Consider the following 18,315-nt stretch of genomic DNA (forward strand, 5'->3'; position numbering starts at 1 on the left):
TCCTAGCTTTTCTAAACCATAAAAAATGAAATCCATTAAAGTATTATTTTCAGGAATATTATTTCTTGGCATGGCCCTGAATGGCGCCGCCCAAGAAGGCGAATATAAAAACAAGGACTTTGCCATTAAGGAGGTCAGTGTAACCCACGATGCGGATATGGGCGTGACCCTCTGGCAGATTCAAGTAAACGGTACGGCCGGAAAGACCGTGCCTACCAAGGTAGGGCAGTTGGACGGTGCCCCGGTTCTCGGTTATGTTTTTCCGACGAGCTTAAAACCTACCGATGTGGGGTTCAACCAGACCGAAGGCATTGTGGCCCTCGCCCTGACATCGCATCCCGATTTTGACGACACTCCATTGTGGGACGAGAACAGCGATAACATTTATGACAATGATGGCGTAATATGGCATCCGCATTGGGTGGTCTTGTGCGAGGACAAAAGGGTCGCCGGAGGCCTTTCCGTAAAACAGTTCAAAAAAGCGGATGAGACCGTCGTACTTCCTCCCACTAATCCGGGAATGCCCATGTACATGGATTCCCCCGGATATCCCGTGACCACAAAAAGCAACACGATAAAAGTAGTGGTGCCCGATTATCGCATAAAAAACAACATTGACTTCAACTATGATGGCGTAACGGCCTTCATGAAGGTAAATACGAGTAACGAAGAGTTGCCGATGTTGGGCGTCTATGAAGTTTTCAGCGTCGCAAGCGACGATTTATCCTTACCTTATTCCGTAAAAGGGAAATAATTGAAAATTGGTTGGAATCTTTAGAGACAAACACCTCACAAGAAGGTTTCGAACTTGCCATCAAACTGGCGAGAATGGGCGTAAAATATACACAGCCTGATATGGAAAAACTAAAAAAGGGAAGGGAACAGTATGATGAAAACGCGCAGTTTTTAATTGCCGCCTCACAGGTTATTGCAATACATTATCAAACCGTGTCGAAAGCGAATGACTATTGGAAAAACTAAGATTATGAAAATTTCAGTTTGGGATACTTATGTACAACGGGAGGACGGCCGCAGAATGCATTTCGATATTCTCGTACCGAGCGATTTGAAAGATGAACCCACCATATTCGTTTTCGGAAATGCGTATTTGAAAACGAAATCGGTTGAAAACCATACGTTGACCACAAAAGAGTGTCGATTTTGCCATATTGAACATGCATCCAAAGAAATTGTCGAGGCAATTGACAAAAACGGTTATGCTATAATCGAGATGGAAAACTGCGATTAGGGTCATTTTAAATTAATTAGGATTACTAACTTTGCCTGTCGGACAAATTCCGGAAGGCTTGTTTATGAAGGACAAAAGCGCATTTAACCCAGACCAGCAACAGCAAGAAGTTTCCAGCAAGATCGTCGCCGGTCTTGAACGAATCTCGGAAGTATTCAAGGTCTTGCTTTGGGAAAAGGCAAAAAAGGTAGGCTTGAGCCCTATTCAGATCCAGTTGCTGATCTTTATCGCCTTTCACAATCCGGAACTTTGCAAAATAAGCCATCTTGCCAAAGAATTCAACATCACAAAACCCACGGTAAGCGATGCCATCAAGATTTTGGACAGGAAGGGAATGCTCGTTAAGGACTTTTCGTCTTCCGACGGACGTAGTTACACCCTGCGATTATCTCCTTTGGGAAAAAAGACCGTAGCTGAAACAAATGACTTTGCCAACCCCTTAAAGAAACAGATCGATACCTTTGAACAGACCGATCTCGATGAGGTATTCAAAACCTTGGCCGAACTAATCTACAAACTGAACCGTATCGGTATGCTGACCGTTCAGAGAACTTGCTATGGCTGTAAATTCTATCAAAAAAATAAAAAAGTCGACTACTGTAAGCTGTTAGAGAAAGAACTCTTGAGCCAAGACATCCGATTGGACTGTCCGGAGTTCGAGGAAAAGGTCTAAGGCGACCCGCACATGATTTTAGCAAAATACTTAGAGGAATTGAATAGATGGTATGGCAGTATACAGGCCGATAACTGTTGTGATGGTATTCGAATTCTAAAACAAATAAAAACAAAATTAGGCCTAACCTTTGTGTCCGAACCTGAAGGCGTAGGCAATGTCTGTTTTGCGGATAGCCCAGAAGTCCGCGATGATTATAAACAGACCTTTGGGCCGATGGACCTGCTCGATTATATTTATGCCGTTCTGCATTCGCCGAGTTACCGTGAAATGTACAAGGAGTTTTTAAAGATCGATTTTCCAGAGGTGCCCTATCCAGAGAATGCCGCCACCTTTTGGCAACTGGTACACTTGGGAGGAGAACTCAGACAGTTGCATTGGTTGGAGAGTCCGAAAGTCAAGGATTATATCACAAGCTACCCTGAAGACGGTAGCAACGAGATCACGACAAAAATCAGCAAAAAAGACTGGGAGACGATCTTCCCTTCTTCGGAGGATTCGGGGGAGGCTGGTAGAATCTGGATCAACCAGACCCAGTATTTTGATAAAATCCCATTAACCGCATGGGAGCTCCATTTCGGCGGGTGTCAGCCTGCTCAAAAATGGCTTAAAGACCGTATAGGCCGTACCCTCGATTTTGGGGATATTCTGGATTACCAAAAGATTATCGTTGCCCTGTTGGAGACCGACCGTATCATGAAGAAAATCGATGCCCTTAAAATCAGTTTAGAAGTTGGTAGCGGTTAAATTCCTTTTAAAAATTTATTGCTTTTGGTTTTAGGTTGTTCCATAAGAGAATGAACAACGCTATAGGAATGGCAATACTTCCTACTGCCAAAGCCTGAAAATATCCATCAAAAAGTGGAACGCTTTTCCAAGCTGCTATTCCCTTGTAAAAAATCAGGGCCTCCGTTATTAAAAATCCTATCAGATAAAAATAATAAGTCGATTTGGACAGTTTTAGCAATCCGAAATAATTTAAAAAAAGGAACAGACTCAGGGTCACAACGCCCAAAAAAGTCCAATGTAAATAGCCGATGGTAAAATCGAGATGCGTTGTGGCCAAGTTTGCAAAAGAGGGGAAAGCGGTTATTAATTGTAACAACATCTTGACCCCCAATAAGACGGCCACAGTCTTAAGCAATACATTTTGTAATGGAGAAAACATGGCTTTTGATTTTTCCTTATCCGTGGTAAAAGCCTTCAATAAAATTGAAAAGGCGGCCAATTGCAATAATGCTCCCGTGCCTCCCAAAAAGTTCAAGAGCAATGGTGGATTCATAAATAAAGTCGACAAGAAAAAAGAAAGAATAATCCCAAGATTGATGTTCCAAAAGAACCGTTTAAAGCTCTCATTGGATACTCCGAGCTGATGGCTTTCCAAAATAAAAAAGAATATCCCTAAAAGTGCCATAATCATCCATCCGTTATAGAGAAAATGTAGGTAAAAATAGATGGCCAAACGGTACCAGACAGATTCACCTCCCAACACATTCATAACCGCGCCTAGGGCCCAAGGCCCGAAACTCGATACTACCAGGTACCAAAGTGCGGCGGCCATGCATTTATAAGAATGGGTTGTTTTAAGGCTTTTCGGAACGTTTTTGAAAAAGAACCACGCGAACCAATACGACACAAATAGAAAAAAGGTAGAAAAAATAATGGAAAACAGTGCGTAGCCCATAAACGGGAAGGTCAACAGCATACCAATCAAAGTAACTTGGGTAAACAAAAAAATGTTCCGATACTTTTTATCTAAACTCAACTTGCCCAAATATAATTTATAGAGCAACGTAGTTAGAGCGAGATATGTCCACCCTAATAAGGCGATATGTGAATGGGTATGCACTAAATACTTGTAGGTTATGGGAAGTTCGGAAAAACGAAAGAACCGTAGTAAAACCCCTAATAATGCCGCCAACAGAAAATAGGTGAACGCAATCTTGATATGTCTTTTTAAGTTGATTACCATTAAAAACAATGAGAGACTCAGGTTTATTACTTTAAATTTCCCGTTAACGAAATAGGCAATTCGAAAACAGCCAATTCAAAATACGACAATGCAGCCAAAAGATGGTCAAAGATATCGGCCATTACATATTCATAGTTTTCCCACCGTTTGTCAGCACTAAAGGCATAGATTTCCAAAGGTATTCCTTGTGGTGTAGGAGCAAGTTGACGCACCATTAGTGTCATGCCTTTATTGACAGCGGAATGGTTTTGGAGATAATCGTTGACATATTTTCGAAACACGCCAATATTGGTAAGGTTTCTACCGTTTATCGCATATTTTTTATCAATTTCGTTTTCTTTGTTATACGAATTTATGCTTGCGCTTCTTGTGATAAGATAAGGTTCAATAAGCTGGATATTCTTAAGGGATTCAATGTCTTTATACGTCAAAAATCGGATGCTTTTTTGGCTGATAATTAATGCCCGTTTGATGCGCCTTCCTCCCGATTCTTGCATGCCTCGCCAATTTTTGAACGAATCGGAAATCAAGGCATAGGTCGGAATGGTGGTAATGGTTTTGTCAAAGTTCTGCACTTTTACTGTGGCCAAGGTAATCTCGATGACATCCCCATCAGCACCGTATTTTTCGAAGGTAATCCAATCGCCGATACGCACCATATCGTTAATACTAACCTGAATACTGGCAACAAGGCCCAAAATGGAATCTTTGAATATCAATAGAATAATGGCGGAACCTGCACCAAGGGCCGTAAAAAACTTCCAGATTTCAACACCCGTTACGATGGCGATAATTGTCAAGACACCGACGATCCAGGCAAAAATCATAAACACCTGAATATAACTGTCCATTGGTTTGTCGCGAAACCTTGGCTTGGTCTTAAGGTAATCATTCGTACTTCGAAATAGGCTTTTGACCGTGAAAAGGGTTAGCAATACAAATAAGATCTGGAGTATTTTCAAGGCGATGGCATCACCATATTCGAAACCGATAAATGCAATGGGAACAAGCTCGAACAAAACCAACAATGGTATGATGTGTGCTGCAAAACGGGGCACTTTGTTGGTCGCTAAAAAATTATCAAAATTAGTTTTTGATTTTCTGGCCAGCCTTATTGATACATAACGCAGTATTTTCCAGATGATCAAATCAAGGATCCAAGCCAACAACAACGCAGCAAACAATAAAATCAATAGGTTCAGGTACGATGCGAGATTTTCGCTCATACCTGTTTCTAAAAGATAGTTATAGAGTATGCGGGATAGTCTGTCTTCCATTACCTGAAATTAGTTAGTACTGAGCTAAAAAACGGTACTAAAGATACAACTAACAATAATCATTCAATACGTTTTCCTTCCGTTGTAATGGAAAGCCCTTGTGCCCCATAGGTCGATATCATGACGCCTTCAAAAAAGGGCTCGATTGAATTGGTTCTTGTTCTCCAATCGAAAATGAAATTACTTCCCTTATGCTCTTCTTGGTTTGAATTGTGTATTACTATCTTAATGGTTTCCATAGGAGCAACATAAATAGGATTTTCAATATAGCTCTGTATCGTTTTGGAATATGTGTCCAGATATTGGGCTTTTGTAATATAAACGGTATCCTTGGTGCTAACATTACGAATATTGGCCGTTATGGTAAGGTAATGTGTTTTATATTCTGGATGACTTTCAATGCGAGAATGGACCGGCAGATACGATTTCCCGGATTCTAACGAATCTAGAGTATTCAACTCAACGGTTCGTTTTTCGAAATTTTCATGGTGCGGTTCATTTTGATCTTCTAATCCTCCACAGGAGGCAGTCAGAGATAGGAAAGAGAAAAGCCAAATTAATCGGATCATATAACTTCTTTAATTAATAGTGATGTTTCTTCTTTTTACCCGTGCAATGCCAAAACAGGCACATTTTTATAATATCCCAATTTACAGAGAGTAGGTTTTCCAAAGCCCAATTTTTCCCAGAAGGATGGTTTCTTGTCGATATAACTGATCATATTACTATGCCTAATCTCTACAAAACAGCTTAGCGCATCGGCCATCTTTACGTTGTGCAGTACGTTGTAACTATGGTCAACGTCCTTTATATATTTTCGCAACAGCATTTTGTTCTCTTTTTGTTTAGCGGTCAGGGAGTCGTTATCCTCTAAACTCAGCACTTGTATTCGCGCATTGCTGATCTTGGCGATTTCGGCCAAATGTTTTAGCCCCGAAATATTGTATTCCGAATTAAAATTGGTGGCCAAAACGATTTCCTTCGGATGGTCGAACATTGTCTCTGCGGGAACCAGCAAAACCGGACATTTTCTGATATTTTCGATAACAGCCAATGCGTTCTTGCCATATTTACCCTCCCGTTCCTTGGTCATGCCTTTCGCCCCCATGATAATCAAATCGATTTGGAGTTCATCGACAATTGTTTTTACAGCATCTAGGAACAACTCGGAACGGGACAGCACATGGAATTTATGTAAGGAATTTTCGTTCTCCGACATCAATCGCATCATAATTTCCCCAAGCTCTTTCTGCGACCGATTGGCTACTATATTATTGAAGGCGTCGTCGGGATCCAACCGTTTGAGACTATCAAGTCCGTGAGACTCTTCAGAATAAGCATTTAGTATATAAAAATTGCAATTCTCATTTTCATATAATTTTCTTGTGTACTGGATGGCGTTCCATGAATGTTTCGAAAAATCGGTAGGTAATAATAGTTTTTTCCCCATGACTTTTTACTTTTAAATTATCGTTTCGATTCCAACAAAATGGTGGATAACACTTTTGATTTTACGTCCCTAAATTTTTTTTTATGTTCTAAGTACAGATTGCGGTTCCTTTCATGCTTGCTCAGATAGAAGGCATCACATGCTACGGTATCGCATTCAATGGCGTCGCGCATAGCACCCTCATAGCGGTATAAGGTTCTTAAATTCAGGGTGTTCTCCCTTCTCAGGGTCTGCAGTTCTTGATACAGCACGGCATTGTTCAACATCTGGTCTTCTATATCCAACAGATATTCCAATTCTTCGTTCATATATTCCAGATCGTCTGTCCAATTACCAACTTCTACCTTATCCTTCTTCATCATGATCCTACTATCTGGCTCATGGTTGTAAAATAATTTTGTTACATTCATAATACCATATTCACGTTAATATATTTGTTTTCTTGTTCTACCTTTTCAATGGTTAAATTTTGCTCACCAGAAGGAAATTGCCATGTAATGGAATCTCCCTCAGCGTAGCCCATGACTGCCGCTCCCATTGGGGTCAGGATTGATACCTTATCATTTTTCACATCGCTATCATTGGGCATGACCAATTTGAATGTTCTGTGCCACCCGTTTTGGGAGGCGATCGTTATGGTGCTGTTGAAGCGGATAACATCCTCGGGCATATCATGCTCGTCACATATTTTAGCCGATTCCAATTCGCTCACGAGTTTTTTGACCGAGTCGCGTAGGATATCGTCTTTATAATATCCCGAAAGGTTCATAAGGCGTTTCAGCAATACGTACTCCTTTTTTTCTATGAACAAATTTCCGTGTTTCATTATCTTAATATTATGGGAATATCCCCCGTTGAACATAAGCCTCTTCAAGGCGTTCGATGGCAATGATAAAGGCAGCGCTACGCATATCCACTTTTCTGTTATCTGCAGTTTCCATAACTTTAGAAAAGGATTCTCTTAATTTCTTTTCCAGTTTGGCCATGACCTCGTCTAATTGCCAGATTTCTCCGTTGCGGTTCTGAAGCCATTCAAAATAGCTGCCGATGACCCCCCCGGAATTGCAAAGGATATCCGGGATGATATCAATGCCTTTTTTCAATAGGATTTCCTCTGCCTCAACATCTGTAGGCCCGTTGGCCCCTTCAGCAATCAGATAGGCCTTTATCTTTTTGGCATTTTGGGAGGTAATCTGGTTGCCCAAAGCGGCTGGAACAATGATATCGCAATCCAGTCCGAAAAATTCGGCGCTACCTATTGGTTTGGCATCGGCAAAGCCGTAAATACTTCGATTGTTCGCATCGGAATAGACCAAAAGATCGTCCGCCAAAATACCGTTTTCATTGAAAATGGTTCCGGAAGCATCTTGAACAGACATCAAAATCGCACCTTCTTTTTCCAAAAAATGTGATGTCCAGTAACCCACATTTCCAAAGCCCTGAACAATAAACTTTTTGTCCTTTAGATCGATGTTCTTTTGTTCTGCCCAAAATTTGATCGTCAAGAAAACCCCATATCCAGTTGCCCTGTCACGTCCTTCGGAACCTCCAGCACCAATGGGTTTGCCGGTAACCACATGCATGTTCGTAGAGCGTTCGGCAGGCGGTTTCGTGGACATATACGTGTCTAATATCCACGCCATGGTTTGTGCATTGGTGTTTACATCTGGAGCGGGAATATCCAATTCTGGACCGATGTTATCGCCCAGGGCGTAAGTGAATCGACGTGTAATCCGTTCGAGTTCATTCTTAGAATATTTTTTTGGATCTAACTGTATTCCTCCCTTTGCACCTCCGTACGGCAACCCCGCCAATGATGTTTTCCACGTCATCCACATCGCCAATGCTCTTGCGGCATCGATATCAACGGTCGCGTGATAGCGCAATCCTCCTTTGTAGGGACCCAATGCATTGTTATGCTGAACGCGGTAGCCTGTAAAAACTTCTACTTCGCCATTGTCCATACGCACCGGAAAATGGACCACGATTTCATTATTGGTCACTTCCAGTATTTTGCGGATGTTAGGATTGAGGTCAATAATATCGGCTGCATGGTCGAATTGGCGCATGACGTTGTCCAACATTCCCTGTTTCAAAATTCTTTTCTTTTTTACTGTATTTGCTATCATCGGTTTTAGTTTAATTCAAGTTTTTTTTGGTCATATTCGTTACCGTAGGCACCGAACATTTCTATTGGTTCATTTGTTATCTGCGTGTAGTCCTCGTCCAAGCGGTGTACATATTCGCTACATGAGCTTATGTTGCTCATATCAGAGGTCAACGAACAATAGGGCACATGCCTACAAGTGGAACAAATACTGCGTTTGTAATTTTTCATGGCAACACTATTTTATAGATTGTAAAGTGCTTTTGTTTTTATTGGGAGACTTTTGTGAGGTTCTGACCGGATAAAAGATCAAAGCCAACATCACAATACCGATGATTATCATAATAACAACTTCTAGTTTTGACAGCATGATGTTCATTCCGAGCGACTTTTGTGAAAGTTTCGTTAGTAGTAAACTCTCCGATAGCTGTATTTGGGCAAGAGCGTCCAGACTTAGTTGTATTTCGTCAAGCGTTTTTCTGGCAATGATGCCCAAATCGGCCTCTATATTATTTGAGGGGTTGGCAATTTTGTTTTCAAGATCTTGCAGCTTTCCAAATTGACCATTTAGTGTATTTAGGTATTTTTGTTCATCGATGGTCAGCTCCGTATTCCCGAAATCGATAAGAAGCTGCCCTGCTTTTTCATTTTGGGATGTGTCGGGAATGTCATTTTTAACCAACTCCAATTCTTTATTATGGAAAATTGTGCTCAATTGGTAGATGTAGTCCTGAACTACTACACGATCATTATAGACCGAAGTTACGGTAGTTTGAATGGTCGAGAAATGTCTTTGGTCTAACCTATTTGAACCCAGGATCAAAACAAATGCCATGGCCAATATCAGACCTATCTGTATTTTTTGTCGTGTTGCAAGTTTTGTAAACAAGATTTATATTTTTTTGATTCGATTAATTATTTTTTAATTTTAGATTGGTCCTTGGGATTATTAAACCCACCTGATCATTACCCTTTATTCGTGTTAAACAAACGCTCCGAGATCAGGTGGGTTCCATCAACCCTGCCTGCAGCAGGCAGGCAACCAACCAAATTCTTAAAGGGTTTCCAGTTCGCCGGACTCCAAAGCTTCTTTAAAGTCCACCGATACTACCGTGTGGCTTCCAAAAAATCGGTTGCCATCGGTGCGCTTGATCTTTACTAAGGTCGTACCATCTTTTTTTTCCTTTATGGCAGTTACGATCACTTTTTGCCCTTCCGCTCGCTTGTAATTCGCGATTCCGCCACGCTTTATGATGAAATTCGCTCTAGGAAATTTAATGTGTTTGTACTTATTCGTTTCGGGCTGTCCAATTTCAAAGACGTCCCCCACTTCCACATCAGTTGAGGCTAAATGAACACTATCTTGGGCATTTAGGACACTTACTGAGAATACCAGAGCAATTGCATATTTGATCATAATTATTTATTTAGAGTTAATTTATTTTCTTCACAATTCGATATAATCTTATCGAGAGACTCTTTTGGTATTTCTAATTCTATAGCTTTTTTACTTTGTAAAGCTTTTTTGATTTTTAGGCTCATGATGTTTCCTGGCAGGCCATATTGTAATGTATCGCCTTCGGAAAGCCCGATAAGCGATGCGCCTAGTGTACTGATGACCGAGATTCTGTTTTTTTTGCAATTCTCTTCGTAAGGTGGTACCATACAAAATGTTTCTACCCATCCTGACTTAGAACTCACACTGACCTCTGTATAAATTTGAACAATGTCGTTCGGCACTTCATCGGAATCAAAAACCATTGCGTTCGACATATTTTTCGCTAGGATGGCCAATGTATTTTTATGGGCATAGTCCTCCCATATCTCGTTGGTTTCTTGATAGTATTTAACCATCACAAAATTTTCCTTTCCAAATACCAGACTACCGTATTTCATTTTCTTTTTTTTGTACATGTCGTTTTTCTTCCATTCGTTGCGCTTCAAGATTTTGTTGATTACATTTCTTTTTAACTCGCCTTTTAGCCATTTGTATGGATGGGATAATCAACAGCATAAATCTTTATTTTCAGTTCATACCATAAAAGGCAAATGGCATGCCCATAAATTGAATGGACATGCCAAATTTTATAACTATTTGAATATCAGTTAATAGAGAGTGATATAAAATTAATGCATTAATATGGAAGCGGGGAAAATTTCCCCAGACGGGGAATTTCTAATCAATGGATCACTTCAATTTATCCCGTAACGTCTTTCGGTCAATCTGAAGTATTTCAGCCGCTTTGGTCTTGTTGCCTTGGGTGTGGATCAATACCCTTTGTACATATTCCTTTTCCATTTCTCTAAGGGGAACGAAGTCAGTATCGGGAAAGTCGATTTGGTATTTTAGATATTCGGGAAGATTGCCAATGTCGATTGCTCCATCAGACATTATAACCGCCCGTTGTATGTTATTTTCCAGTTCCCGGATATTGCCAGGCCAATGGTAACGTTCCAAAACTTGTAAGGCTTCCGGCGAGATACGAAGTAGGCGGTCTTTATATTCAACGCCATATTTTCGCAAGAACTTCTCGACCAATAAAGGAATATCGGATTTACGTTCCCGTAACGGCGGTACATCGATTTCTACAACGGTCAGGCGATAATAAAGGTCTTCCCTAAAGTCTTTGTTTTTAATTTCTTCGTAAAGGTCGGCATTGGTGGCGGCGATAATTCGGATATCGACCTTTTCGGCACTTTGGGAACCGACTTTTGTTATTTCCTTTTCTTGTAGGGCGCGCAACAACTTTGTCTGCACTCCCAATGACGCGTTTCCTATCTCGTCCAAAAAAAGTGTTCCGCCCTGAGCAGCCTGAAAGAAGCCTTTGCGATTTTCATTGGCACCTGTAAAAGCACCTTTCATATAGCCGAAAAGTTCTGCTTCTTGAAGGTTTTCTGGAATGGCACCGCAATTGACTGCAATAAACGGTGCTCGGGAAAACTTCCCAGAATAATGAATGGCGCGCGCTACCAGTTCCTTTCCCGTACCGCTCTCGCCTTTTATCAAAACCGTGGCCTTGTTGTCTTTTACCCTGTCGATGATATCAGTAACTTTCAGGAAGGCCTCTGATTCCCCGATCAAATCGGCGTAGATATGTGCTTTAGTGCCTGCGATTTTACGTTTCGAATCTTTCGAATTTGCCCCTTGTTCAAAAGCTTTTTCGACGGCTTTTTTCAGTTCTTCCTTGGTAAATGGCTTGGTCAAGTAATCGATTGCTCCCGATTTGATGACTTCCAAAGCCCCATCGACCGAAGGATACCCCGTAACCACAAGTTTGGGTATCTCGGGATAATTTTCGTTCGCGAATTTCAGCAACTGTAGCCCATCGACATGTGGCATTTGGATGTCGGTAATCAGCAAATCTATAAACGTATCCTTGAGTATGTATAGTGCCTCTTTGACCGAGACAGCCTTATACGTGTGATAATCCATCGACTGCAAATGTCTCTGCAAAAGTTCGAGAATATCGATATCGTCATCTACGAGTAGAATGTTTTCTTTCCGAAAGGCCATGATTACAATTTAGGAAAATCGACCGTAAAAATAGTTCCTTTTGGAGTATTTGGTCTATGCGAGATCAAACCCTTGTGGCTACTTATAATACCATGTACCACACTTAGCCCTAATCCGGAACCATCGCCCGTTGGTTTAGTAGTGAAAAAAGGTTCGAAGATCTTGTCTTCATTTTTAGTGTCTATACCCTTACCCTGGTCCGCAATGCGGATACTGATTTTCTTTTTTTCTTCCACGATCTTCACATCAATCTGTCCACCCACGGGGGAATAATAGATCGCGTTCATAATCAGATTGAAGAGCACTTGGGTCAACTGCACGGTATCGGCCTTTAGCTCGATATTTTCGTTGTCGAACGATTTGGTCAACTTGATTTTTTTGCCCTGTAACGATGGCCCTAACAATTTCAATACATTATCTACCATAGGGTTCAGATGTACTGTACCCATTTCCTGCGGCATTTCACAGGCAAAGAACAATAGTTTTTTTACGATTTCACGACTGAAGATAGCGTTGTCCATTATTTTTTCAAGGTCACGCCTATTTTCATTGTTTTTAACTTTATCTTTTAATAATTCTGCAAAACCTAGAATATTCGCCAAAGGTGTATTCAGTTCGTGAGCGATACCCGCCGTGATTTCACCGAGTATGTGCAATCGGTCCGCCCTTTCCATTTGTCTTGTAGTGGCCGCTTCGCTATCACGAATTTGTTTGCGTTCTAAGAGGTTTCCTACAGCCAGACTTACATTATCAAGCAAAGTCTGTTCTTCGTCCAAAAAATCGGAAAGGGCATATTTTTCTGATGGATAGCCTACGATTATTTGCCCCTCGACTTTATTGAAAACCTTAATATCGGACTTAATGTTTACCATATCATGACGAAAGTCGTTAGTCTTCACTTTGTAGCCGCCGACCGATAGAAGAACTTCAGTTGCCTCCTCAAATCGCCACGCTCTTTTCAGGCAGTATACAATGGCTTCAAGGGAAGTCTCCAATTGGTCATAATCCGAATTCACGATTATGGAAGAGACTTGATACAAACAGGTCAATTCCTTTACACGTTCTTTGAGTTTCGCTTCGGCTGTTGTCATTTAAAGAACTCGTCAAATTAAGTGTTCAAAGATCACTAATAATTTTTGATTGTAGCGCGGAAAGCTTCTTGAAGTTTCTGAGTAAGAAGCGGTATCGATTACGGCAATTTGGGCAGTCCTTGAAACGGTCCCTTTTTGAGATATCGTCTTTCTCTTCTCAAATTGTAGTATTAGCCACCGCCAAGAGAATAAAATCAGTCAACTGCTTATCGATTTTAACAGGGTTAAGCTTTACTTCTGTATCGAGATACCTCATGTGTAGCCAACGCAATGAAGCTAAAATCGTTTGTGTTGCTATTTCAATATCAAGGGGTCTGAACTCACCTTGCTCAACTCCATCTGCAATAATACCCTGCAACTTATTTTCATACACTTTTCTTCGCTTAACAAATTCTTGAAGTTTGGGTTCTTTTAAATTACGCCATTCGTTTACCAATAAGGCTTGCTCATAGGGGCGCTTAGTAGTTATTTGAATATATGATGAAATAACCAGGCTTAATTTCTCCGTCGCAGTAAGGCTAGAACCCATAATGGGGTCGATCGCACTGTGAAACTCATCTTGTATGTCAAAAAGATACTCCTCTAACAAAGCTTGCTTAGAATCAATATAGTTGTACACATTGGCAACTTCAAAATTTAACTCTTGCGCAATATCGCGCATGGTAGTGGCCATAAAACCCTTCTTATGAATAAGTTCTAGTACAACACCCAAAAACCGTACTTTCTTGGTGCTTTTTTTCATTTGTCCAAATTCATTTCATCCATTACAAAAGAAGTAAAAGTTTGTGGATTACGATCAATCATATATATTTACATGAACACTTGTTAATGTAATTTAATAGACCATGAGTAATACCTCAAATGTATTTCCTGAAAAATTAATGGCGTGCTGGCATCCGGTTGGATACAGCAATGAGATAAAAGCAAACGAACCTTTTGGTACTTTTCTTTTGGACAAGGCCATCGTGGTTTGGCGAACCTCCGATGGCGAAGTACATGCCATGCGTGATGTCTGTATTCATAGGGGAACTGCTTTGTCCTTAGGATGGATAAAGGACGATTGCTTGGTTTGTCCCTATCACGCTTGGCAATTCGACAAAAAAGGTAACTGTGTAAAGATTCCGCAAGCACCGGAAGCTGAAATACCAAGCAAGGCAAAAACACCTACATATCATTGTAAAGAAATATTCGGTTTGATCTGGGTTGCACTAAAAGAGCCTGTTTATGACCTTCCCGAAATTTCCGAATTTGAGAACAATGATTGGAAACTAGTTAATACTGGACCTTTCGATTGGAAATGTGACAGTTCTAGACAGGTGGAGAATTTTACGGATTTTGGACATTTTCCATGGGTACATCCAGGTCTCTTGGGAGATCCTGAAAGGCCCAAAGTGCCAGATTGCAAAGTGACTGTTAAAAACGCTGTTCTCCATTATTCCATAGAAAGACCAGAAGCCACCAATAGCGATGACTTTCCAATTTTCGCCAACGAGGATGTTGTAAAACCTGAACGACGAAGTAGATATGAACTTCACTTGCCATACACCATTGTTCTTCGGTTAGGATGGGGCGGAGAAAAGGGTATGGTCTACTTCTTTACCTCGCAACCGATCTCACAGAACAAGTGTCGCGGCTTTTGCATTATCGGGCGTAATTATGACCATGATGACCAGGATACCATTTTACAGGAATTTGAACAAGTAATCTTTGATCAAGACAAGCGTATTGTTGAGTCACAACGACCTGAGCAAGTGCCGTTTGATTTCACCGAAGAACTCCATTTGAAATTTGATACCGTGGCAATGAACTATCGTCGTGCTATGAAAAAACAAAAATTAAGCTATTAATAGCAAAGGATACTTTTTTTACTTAGATTCTATCATGTGAATTTTAGCACTAGCCAAATGAGAACCACATTTTCGACACTCTTTTTTTGTTATATGTCCAACTGCCCATTCGCAAAGATTTTAAGAATCAATTAAAATGTCTTAAAATCCATTTAGGGATAAATATAATTATAACAATTTGAAAACAATAGTTTAAACTATTTTGTATTGTTTTAATAACTTTAAATAAAAAAGTTAAGATCTAGTGCCGAAAGGTGTGAGAGTTCGTCCCGATAACTATCGGGACTCCGCCTGTACATTTGAAAACCCCCGATCTTCGGGGGTTTTTTAGTATAAGGAAGTCTCATAATGGCGGGGAGCGAGAAGTATATGGTGAAGGCATAGTCCTTCACGGAGTCTCTCCGCCTGTACAGTTTTAAAGCTTTTGAGAAACCAAATTTATTTTCCTTGGTTGTATAATAAAATCAGGATGCCGGGGGGATAGCAATCCATTCGAATGTCCAGTTCTTATCTCTTTTAAACTTCCTGAGAAAATTTGGAGATTTTATTCCGGTATAAATCATCGCCGCTCCTGGGATGGTTAGCCAGAATGCCGTGGAATCGATTAGAGCACCGATGATAACTCCAAACCCTGCTGTTATTGCTCCCACATAGATAAAAAAACCACTGCTAAAAATGGAGAGCAAAAGTGGATTCCTTTTTATTTCCAGAATATCCTGCAATACAATTTCTTCTCCCTTGAGAAAAATACTTTTGTTGTCGCTCCTTGTAAAACGACCTGAGATCTTTTTTCCTTCGGTAGTCTTAATTTTAATCCTTTTGTTTTCCTTAATGATAATTTCTTTGCCGGAAACTGAATTGGTAATCTTTAATGCGTTTTCCTGAGCCCAGCTGATATTGATAATAAACAAGAGAAGGGATAATACTGATATCTGTTTCATAGCTTTTTTTTTAGAACTAAAAATAAGCCTATTAGCTGTAATCTACCCCTGGTTTGCTTTTTTTCAGCGTTTAACAAATTGTTAAATTTCAAGGAGGCAGATGATATGTTTTCATATCAAACTGAAATTCAGTAGGCTGTCAGAAAAGGTAATTGGTAACAAAACTAATCTGATGGAAATTACTCGTGTTAAAAATGTTCTGGGGATCTGAATTGTTATGATTTTCCTTGTAGATATACAGCAGGTCAAAATGCAGGCCTTCAAAAAATCCACTCAGGGCGTAATGCAGTCGGCCGTTGATTTGATAATACTCATCAATATTGTACTTGTTGAATTCGTACTCTCCTATACCCGGTCCGAGGACTTCGGTAAACTCAATGCTTAGTTTTAACCCTTTTACATTAAAGTCATAATTCCCCATCAAAGTAAATATCTGTGCATCACCAAGTCCTTCCAGCCTCGACCTGGGGATCGAAGTATAGAAATGATCCCTCCCCAATTCTTTGGGGAAGAGGAAACGTCCGCTGTTGAAGGCCCGGGTAAAAGCAATACCCAGCTGCCAATGTTCGGGATTATAGGACAGCTTCCCACTTAATACCTGTCCGTTTTCTTCAGGTTGTATAAATCGTTCCTCATAGGCCAGCTCCTTCTGGTAATTATGTGGGAATTGCAGTGCATATTGCAAACCGAGCAACCAATTGTTTTTATGCACGTCAACCTCAACCATACTGGTATGATGGATGTTATGCAGGTACCAATGATTTGCCCTCAGATCTATATCTTTTAGCTGGGTTTCGTATTGAAAAATTCCAATTCCATTAGATTCTGTCTTTCCCCTATAATCGGCTACTGTTCCATTAGGTTGAAATCCATTGTTAACTAAGCCGATAGCCTCATTAAAGTCGTACCACTCTACAGTACTTCTTGGAGAAACCCTGTTTAACCAGCTGAAATTTAAATTGTGTTTATTTCGATTGATTTGGAACCATAATCCATTAAAGGCGAAAGGTTTCATTCTTCCATCACTTTCATTTACCAAAGGAGTTTCTTCGATGGCGAGTTTGCCATAAGTAGCATAGCCTTTATTAAAATTGTATTTCAGGTATAATTCTTCTAAGCGATCGAGATCGTTAAAGTTATCGAGATCATTGATATCGTATAATTCGTGCTCCCACTTGGAGATATTTCCGGTAGTTATATCCGGTTCGTTGAGGTCGGCCGAAAAGGCCTTGTAGGTAAAAATTCCTTTTACACCTACTTCAAAACCTTTAAACTCCCGGGTTTTAAAAGCTATAGCCCCACCAAGGGCATTGGTGTAGTAATCTTTTAATTCATCTTCATTTACCGTGGTCATAAAGAAGTTTCGGATATGTCCCTCAACTTCTGATTCTTTGAATATTTCCTTGAGACTGCTCACTTCTTTAGTTTCACCGTGTTCCTGGGCAAGGGCTAAAGCAGTAAAGGAGAGAAATACAATGCTGAAAATCCTTGCCATTTGATTTTAGAGGTAATATTAAGGGCTACCTGTTCTAGCATATGGGCAACCTCAAATACAGCTTAAAGTTAAGCCGGGTCATGTATATTGGGAGTAACTTAGGTTACGTTACTTTGGCTTGTGAAAATAAGTTTTAAAGTGATTTGAGAATTTAATATAGAGGCATGATATGTTGTTTGCCAAAAACAACATATTTATGTAGACCTGTTTTCAACTGACATATTTGTTTTACTCAATCACAAGTGTTTTGTATCTTTGCTGCCCTCTAAGCAGGTGTGGTGGAATTGGTAGACACGCTAGTATCAGGAACTAGTGCCGCGAGGCTTGGGAGTTCGAGTCTCCCCACCTGTACATAAATAAAACCCCCATTATTAGGGGGTTTATTATTAAGATTATTCCAGATTAAAGGAGACGAGAAGTTTATCGTGAAGGCTTAGTCCTTCACGGAGTCTCCCCACCTGTACAGTTAAAACCACCGGACGATCCGTAGGTTTTTAATTATAAATTGTATGGTTTTGGTATGGCTTCAAAAATCAAAAATGGTTTAAACGAGCTGTCATGTCCAAGTTGCTTTGCAACTAAATCAATATCCTGATTTTGCATACCGAATTTTGAATGGATATTACCAAGCCAGTTTGGCCAGCTCCAAATGATCATGAATCTCGCTGGCCAGCTCTGCGCTGCTCATTGTATTCGAGA

21 protein-coding genes and 1 tRNA gene are annotated in these 18,315 nt (G+C 40.4%); 7 read left to right on the forward strand and 15 right to left on the reverse strand.

Translation table 11 applies throughout. The annotated features are described in order from the left end of the window. The first annotated feature begins 25 nt into the window (after positions 1-25). The 5 genes from AB8P51_RS00850 to AB8P51_RS00870 all read left to right on the forward strand — a co-directional run bounded on the left by AB8P51_RS00850 (position 26) and on the right by AB8P51_RS00870 (position 2,669). Positions 26-754 carry a hypothetical protein gene (locus tag AB8P51_RS00850; protein ID WP_369746878.1) on the forward strand — a complete coding sequence of 243 codons (729 nt, stop codon included), beginning with the start codon at positions 26-28 and terminating at the stop codon, positions 752-754. Between the two features lie 11 nt (positions 755-765). Then, positions 766-981, forward strand: coding sequence for a hexameric tyrosine-coordinated heme protein (locus tag AB8P51_RS00855; RefSeq protein ID WP_369746879.1), 216 nt, complete (start codon positions 766-768; stop codon positions 979-981). Between the two features lie 4 nt (positions 982-985). Then, positions 986-1,249 carry a DUF2024 family protein gene (locus tag AB8P51_RS00860; protein ID WP_369746880.1) on the forward strand — a complete coding sequence of 88 codons (264 nt, stop codon included), beginning with the start codon at positions 986-988 and terminating at the stop codon, positions 1,247-1,249. Between the two features lie 64 nt (positions 1,250-1,313). Next, positions 1,314-1,922, forward strand: coding sequence for a MarR family winged helix-turn-helix transcriptional regulator (locus tag AB8P51_RS00865; protein WP_369746881.1), 609 nt, complete (start codon positions 1,314-1,316; stop codon positions 1,920-1,922). A 39-nt stretch (positions 1,923-1,961) separates the two neighbouring features. Further along, positions 1,962-2,669, forward strand: a complete 708-nt coding sequence (locus tag AB8P51_RS00870; protein ID WP_369746883.1) for a type ISP restriction/modification enzyme — start codon at positions 1,962-1,964, stop codon at positions 2,667-2,669. A gap of 7 nt (positions 2,670-2,676) precedes the next feature. Here AB8P51_RS00870 and AB8P51_RS00875 read toward each other — a convergent pair whose 3' ends face one another. The 13 genes from AB8P51_RS00875 to AB8P51_RS00935 all read right to left on the reverse strand — a co-directional run bounded on the left by AB8P51_RS00875 (position 2,677) and on the right by AB8P51_RS00935 (position 14,075). After that, positions 2,677-3,483 carry a hypothetical protein gene (locus AB8P51_RS00875; protein ID WP_369746884.1) on the reverse strand — a complete coding sequence of 269 codons (807 nt, stop codon included), beginning with the start codon at positions 3,481-3,483 and terminating at the stop codon, positions 2,677-2,679. Between the two features lie 437 nt (positions 3,484-3,920). Beyond that, positions 3,921-5,171, reverse strand: coding sequence for a mechanosensitive ion channel family protein (locus tag AB8P51_RS00880; RefSeq protein ID WP_369746885.1), 1,251 nt, complete (start codon positions 5,169-5,171; stop codon positions 3,921-3,923). Between the two features lie 59 nt (positions 5,172-5,230). Then, positions 5,231-5,740: a DUF3124 domain-containing protein gene (locus tag AB8P51_RS00885; protein WP_369746886.1), complete on the reverse strand. Its 510-nt coding sequence runs from the start codon at positions 5,738-5,740 to the stop codon at positions 5,231-5,233. A 35-nt stretch (positions 5,741-5,775) separates the two neighbouring features. Beyond that, positions 5,776-6,621, reverse strand: a complete 846-nt coding sequence (locus tag AB8P51_RS00890) for a universal stress protein (protein ID WP_369746887.1) — start codon at positions 6,619-6,621, stop codon at positions 5,776-5,778. A 17-nt stretch (positions 6,622-6,638) separates the two neighbouring features. Continuing rightward, positions 6,639-6,983: a hypothetical protein gene (locus tag AB8P51_RS00895; RefSeq protein WP_369746888.1), complete on the reverse strand. Its 345-nt coding sequence runs from the start codon at positions 6,981-6,983 to the stop codon at positions 6,639-6,641. Positions 6,984-7,027: 44 nt separating this feature from the next. Beyond that, entirely contained in the window at positions 7,028-7,447 is a 420-nt protein-coding gene (locus AB8P51_RS00900) for a GreA/GreB family elongation factor (protein WP_369746889.1), read from the reverse strand. Between the two features lie 10 nt (positions 7,448-7,457). Next, complete coding sequence (locus AB8P51_RS00905; protein WP_369746890.1) at positions 7,458-8,750, reverse strand: Glu/Leu/Phe/Val dehydrogenase; 1,293 nt, start codon at positions 8,748-8,750, stop codon at positions 7,458-7,460. Positions 8,751-8,966: 216 nt separating this feature from the next. Continuing rightward, positions 8,967-9,617 (reverse strand): hypothetical protein, encoded by a 651-nt coding sequence (locus AB8P51_RS00910; RefSeq protein WP_369746891.1) that lies wholly within the window; start codon positions 9,615-9,617, stop codon positions 8,967-8,969. 165 nt (positions 9,618-9,782) lie between these two features. Then, positions 9,783-10,145 (reverse strand): hypothetical protein, encoded by a 363-nt coding sequence (locus AB8P51_RS00915; protein ID WP_369746892.1) that lies wholly within the window; start codon positions 10,143-10,145, stop codon positions 9,783-9,785. Between the two features lie 2 nt (positions 10,146-10,147). Then, positions 10,148-10,672, reverse strand: coding sequence for a GreA/GreB family elongation factor (locus AB8P51_RS00920; RefSeq protein WP_369746893.1), 525 nt, complete (start codon positions 10,670-10,672; stop codon positions 10,148-10,150). A gap of 244 nt (positions 10,673-10,916) precedes the next feature. Then, on the reverse strand, positions 10,917-12,242 hold the full coding sequence (locus AB8P51_RS00925; protein WP_369746894.1) for a sigma-54-dependent transcriptional regulator: 1,326 nt from the start codon (positions 12,240-12,242) through the stop codon (positions 10,917-10,919). Between the two features lie 2 nt (positions 12,243-12,244). Further along, positions 12,245-13,333 (reverse strand): sensor histidine kinase, encoded by a 1,089-nt coding sequence (locus tag AB8P51_RS00930; protein ID WP_369746895.1) that lies wholly within the window; start codon positions 13,331-13,333, stop codon positions 12,245-12,247. Between the two features lie 157 nt (positions 13,334-13,490). Beyond that, positions 13,491-14,075, reverse strand: a complete 585-nt coding sequence (locus tag AB8P51_RS00935) for a TetR/AcrR family transcriptional regulator (protein ID WP_369746896.1) — start codon at positions 14,073-14,075, stop codon at positions 13,491-13,493. Positions 14,076-14,178: 103 nt separating this feature from the next. Between AB8P51_RS00935 and AB8P51_RS00940 the strand changes: the two genes are divergently transcribed. Further along, on the forward strand, positions 14,179-15,180 hold the full coding sequence (locus tag AB8P51_RS00940; RefSeq protein ID WP_369746897.1) for a Rieske 2Fe-2S domain-containing protein: 1,002 nt from the start codon (positions 14,179-14,181) through the stop codon (positions 15,178-15,180). 464 nt (positions 15,181-15,644) lie between these two features. Here AB8P51_RS00940 and AB8P51_RS00945 read toward each other — a convergent pair whose 3' ends face one another. Together AB8P51_RS00945 and AB8P51_RS00950 are read right to left on the reverse strand one after the other, a co-directional pair. Next, the gene (locus tag AB8P51_RS00945; RefSeq protein WP_369746898.1) at positions 15,645-16,121 is read right to left on the reverse strand and encodes a hypothetical protein; all 477 of its coding nucleotides are present in this window, start codon (positions 16,119-16,121) and stop codon (positions 15,645-15,647) included. Between the two features lie 139 nt (positions 16,122-16,260). Beyond that, on the reverse strand, positions 16,261-17,616 hold the full coding sequence (locus AB8P51_RS00950) for a hypothetical protein (protein WP_369746899.1): 1,356 nt from the start codon (positions 17,614-17,616) through the stop codon (positions 16,261-16,263). Between the two features lie 269 nt (positions 17,617-17,885). Here AB8P51_RS00950 and AB8P51_RS00955 point away from each other — a divergent pair. After that, a tRNA-Leu gene (locus AB8P51_RS00955) sits at positions 17,886-17,967 on the forward strand. Positions 17,968-18,315: the final 348 nt, after the last annotated feature.

Source organism: Muriicola sp. SD30, from assembly GCF_041205185.1.
Taxonomy (GTDB): Bacteria; Bacteroidota; Bacteroidia; order Flavobacteriales; family Flavobacteriaceae; genus Muriicola.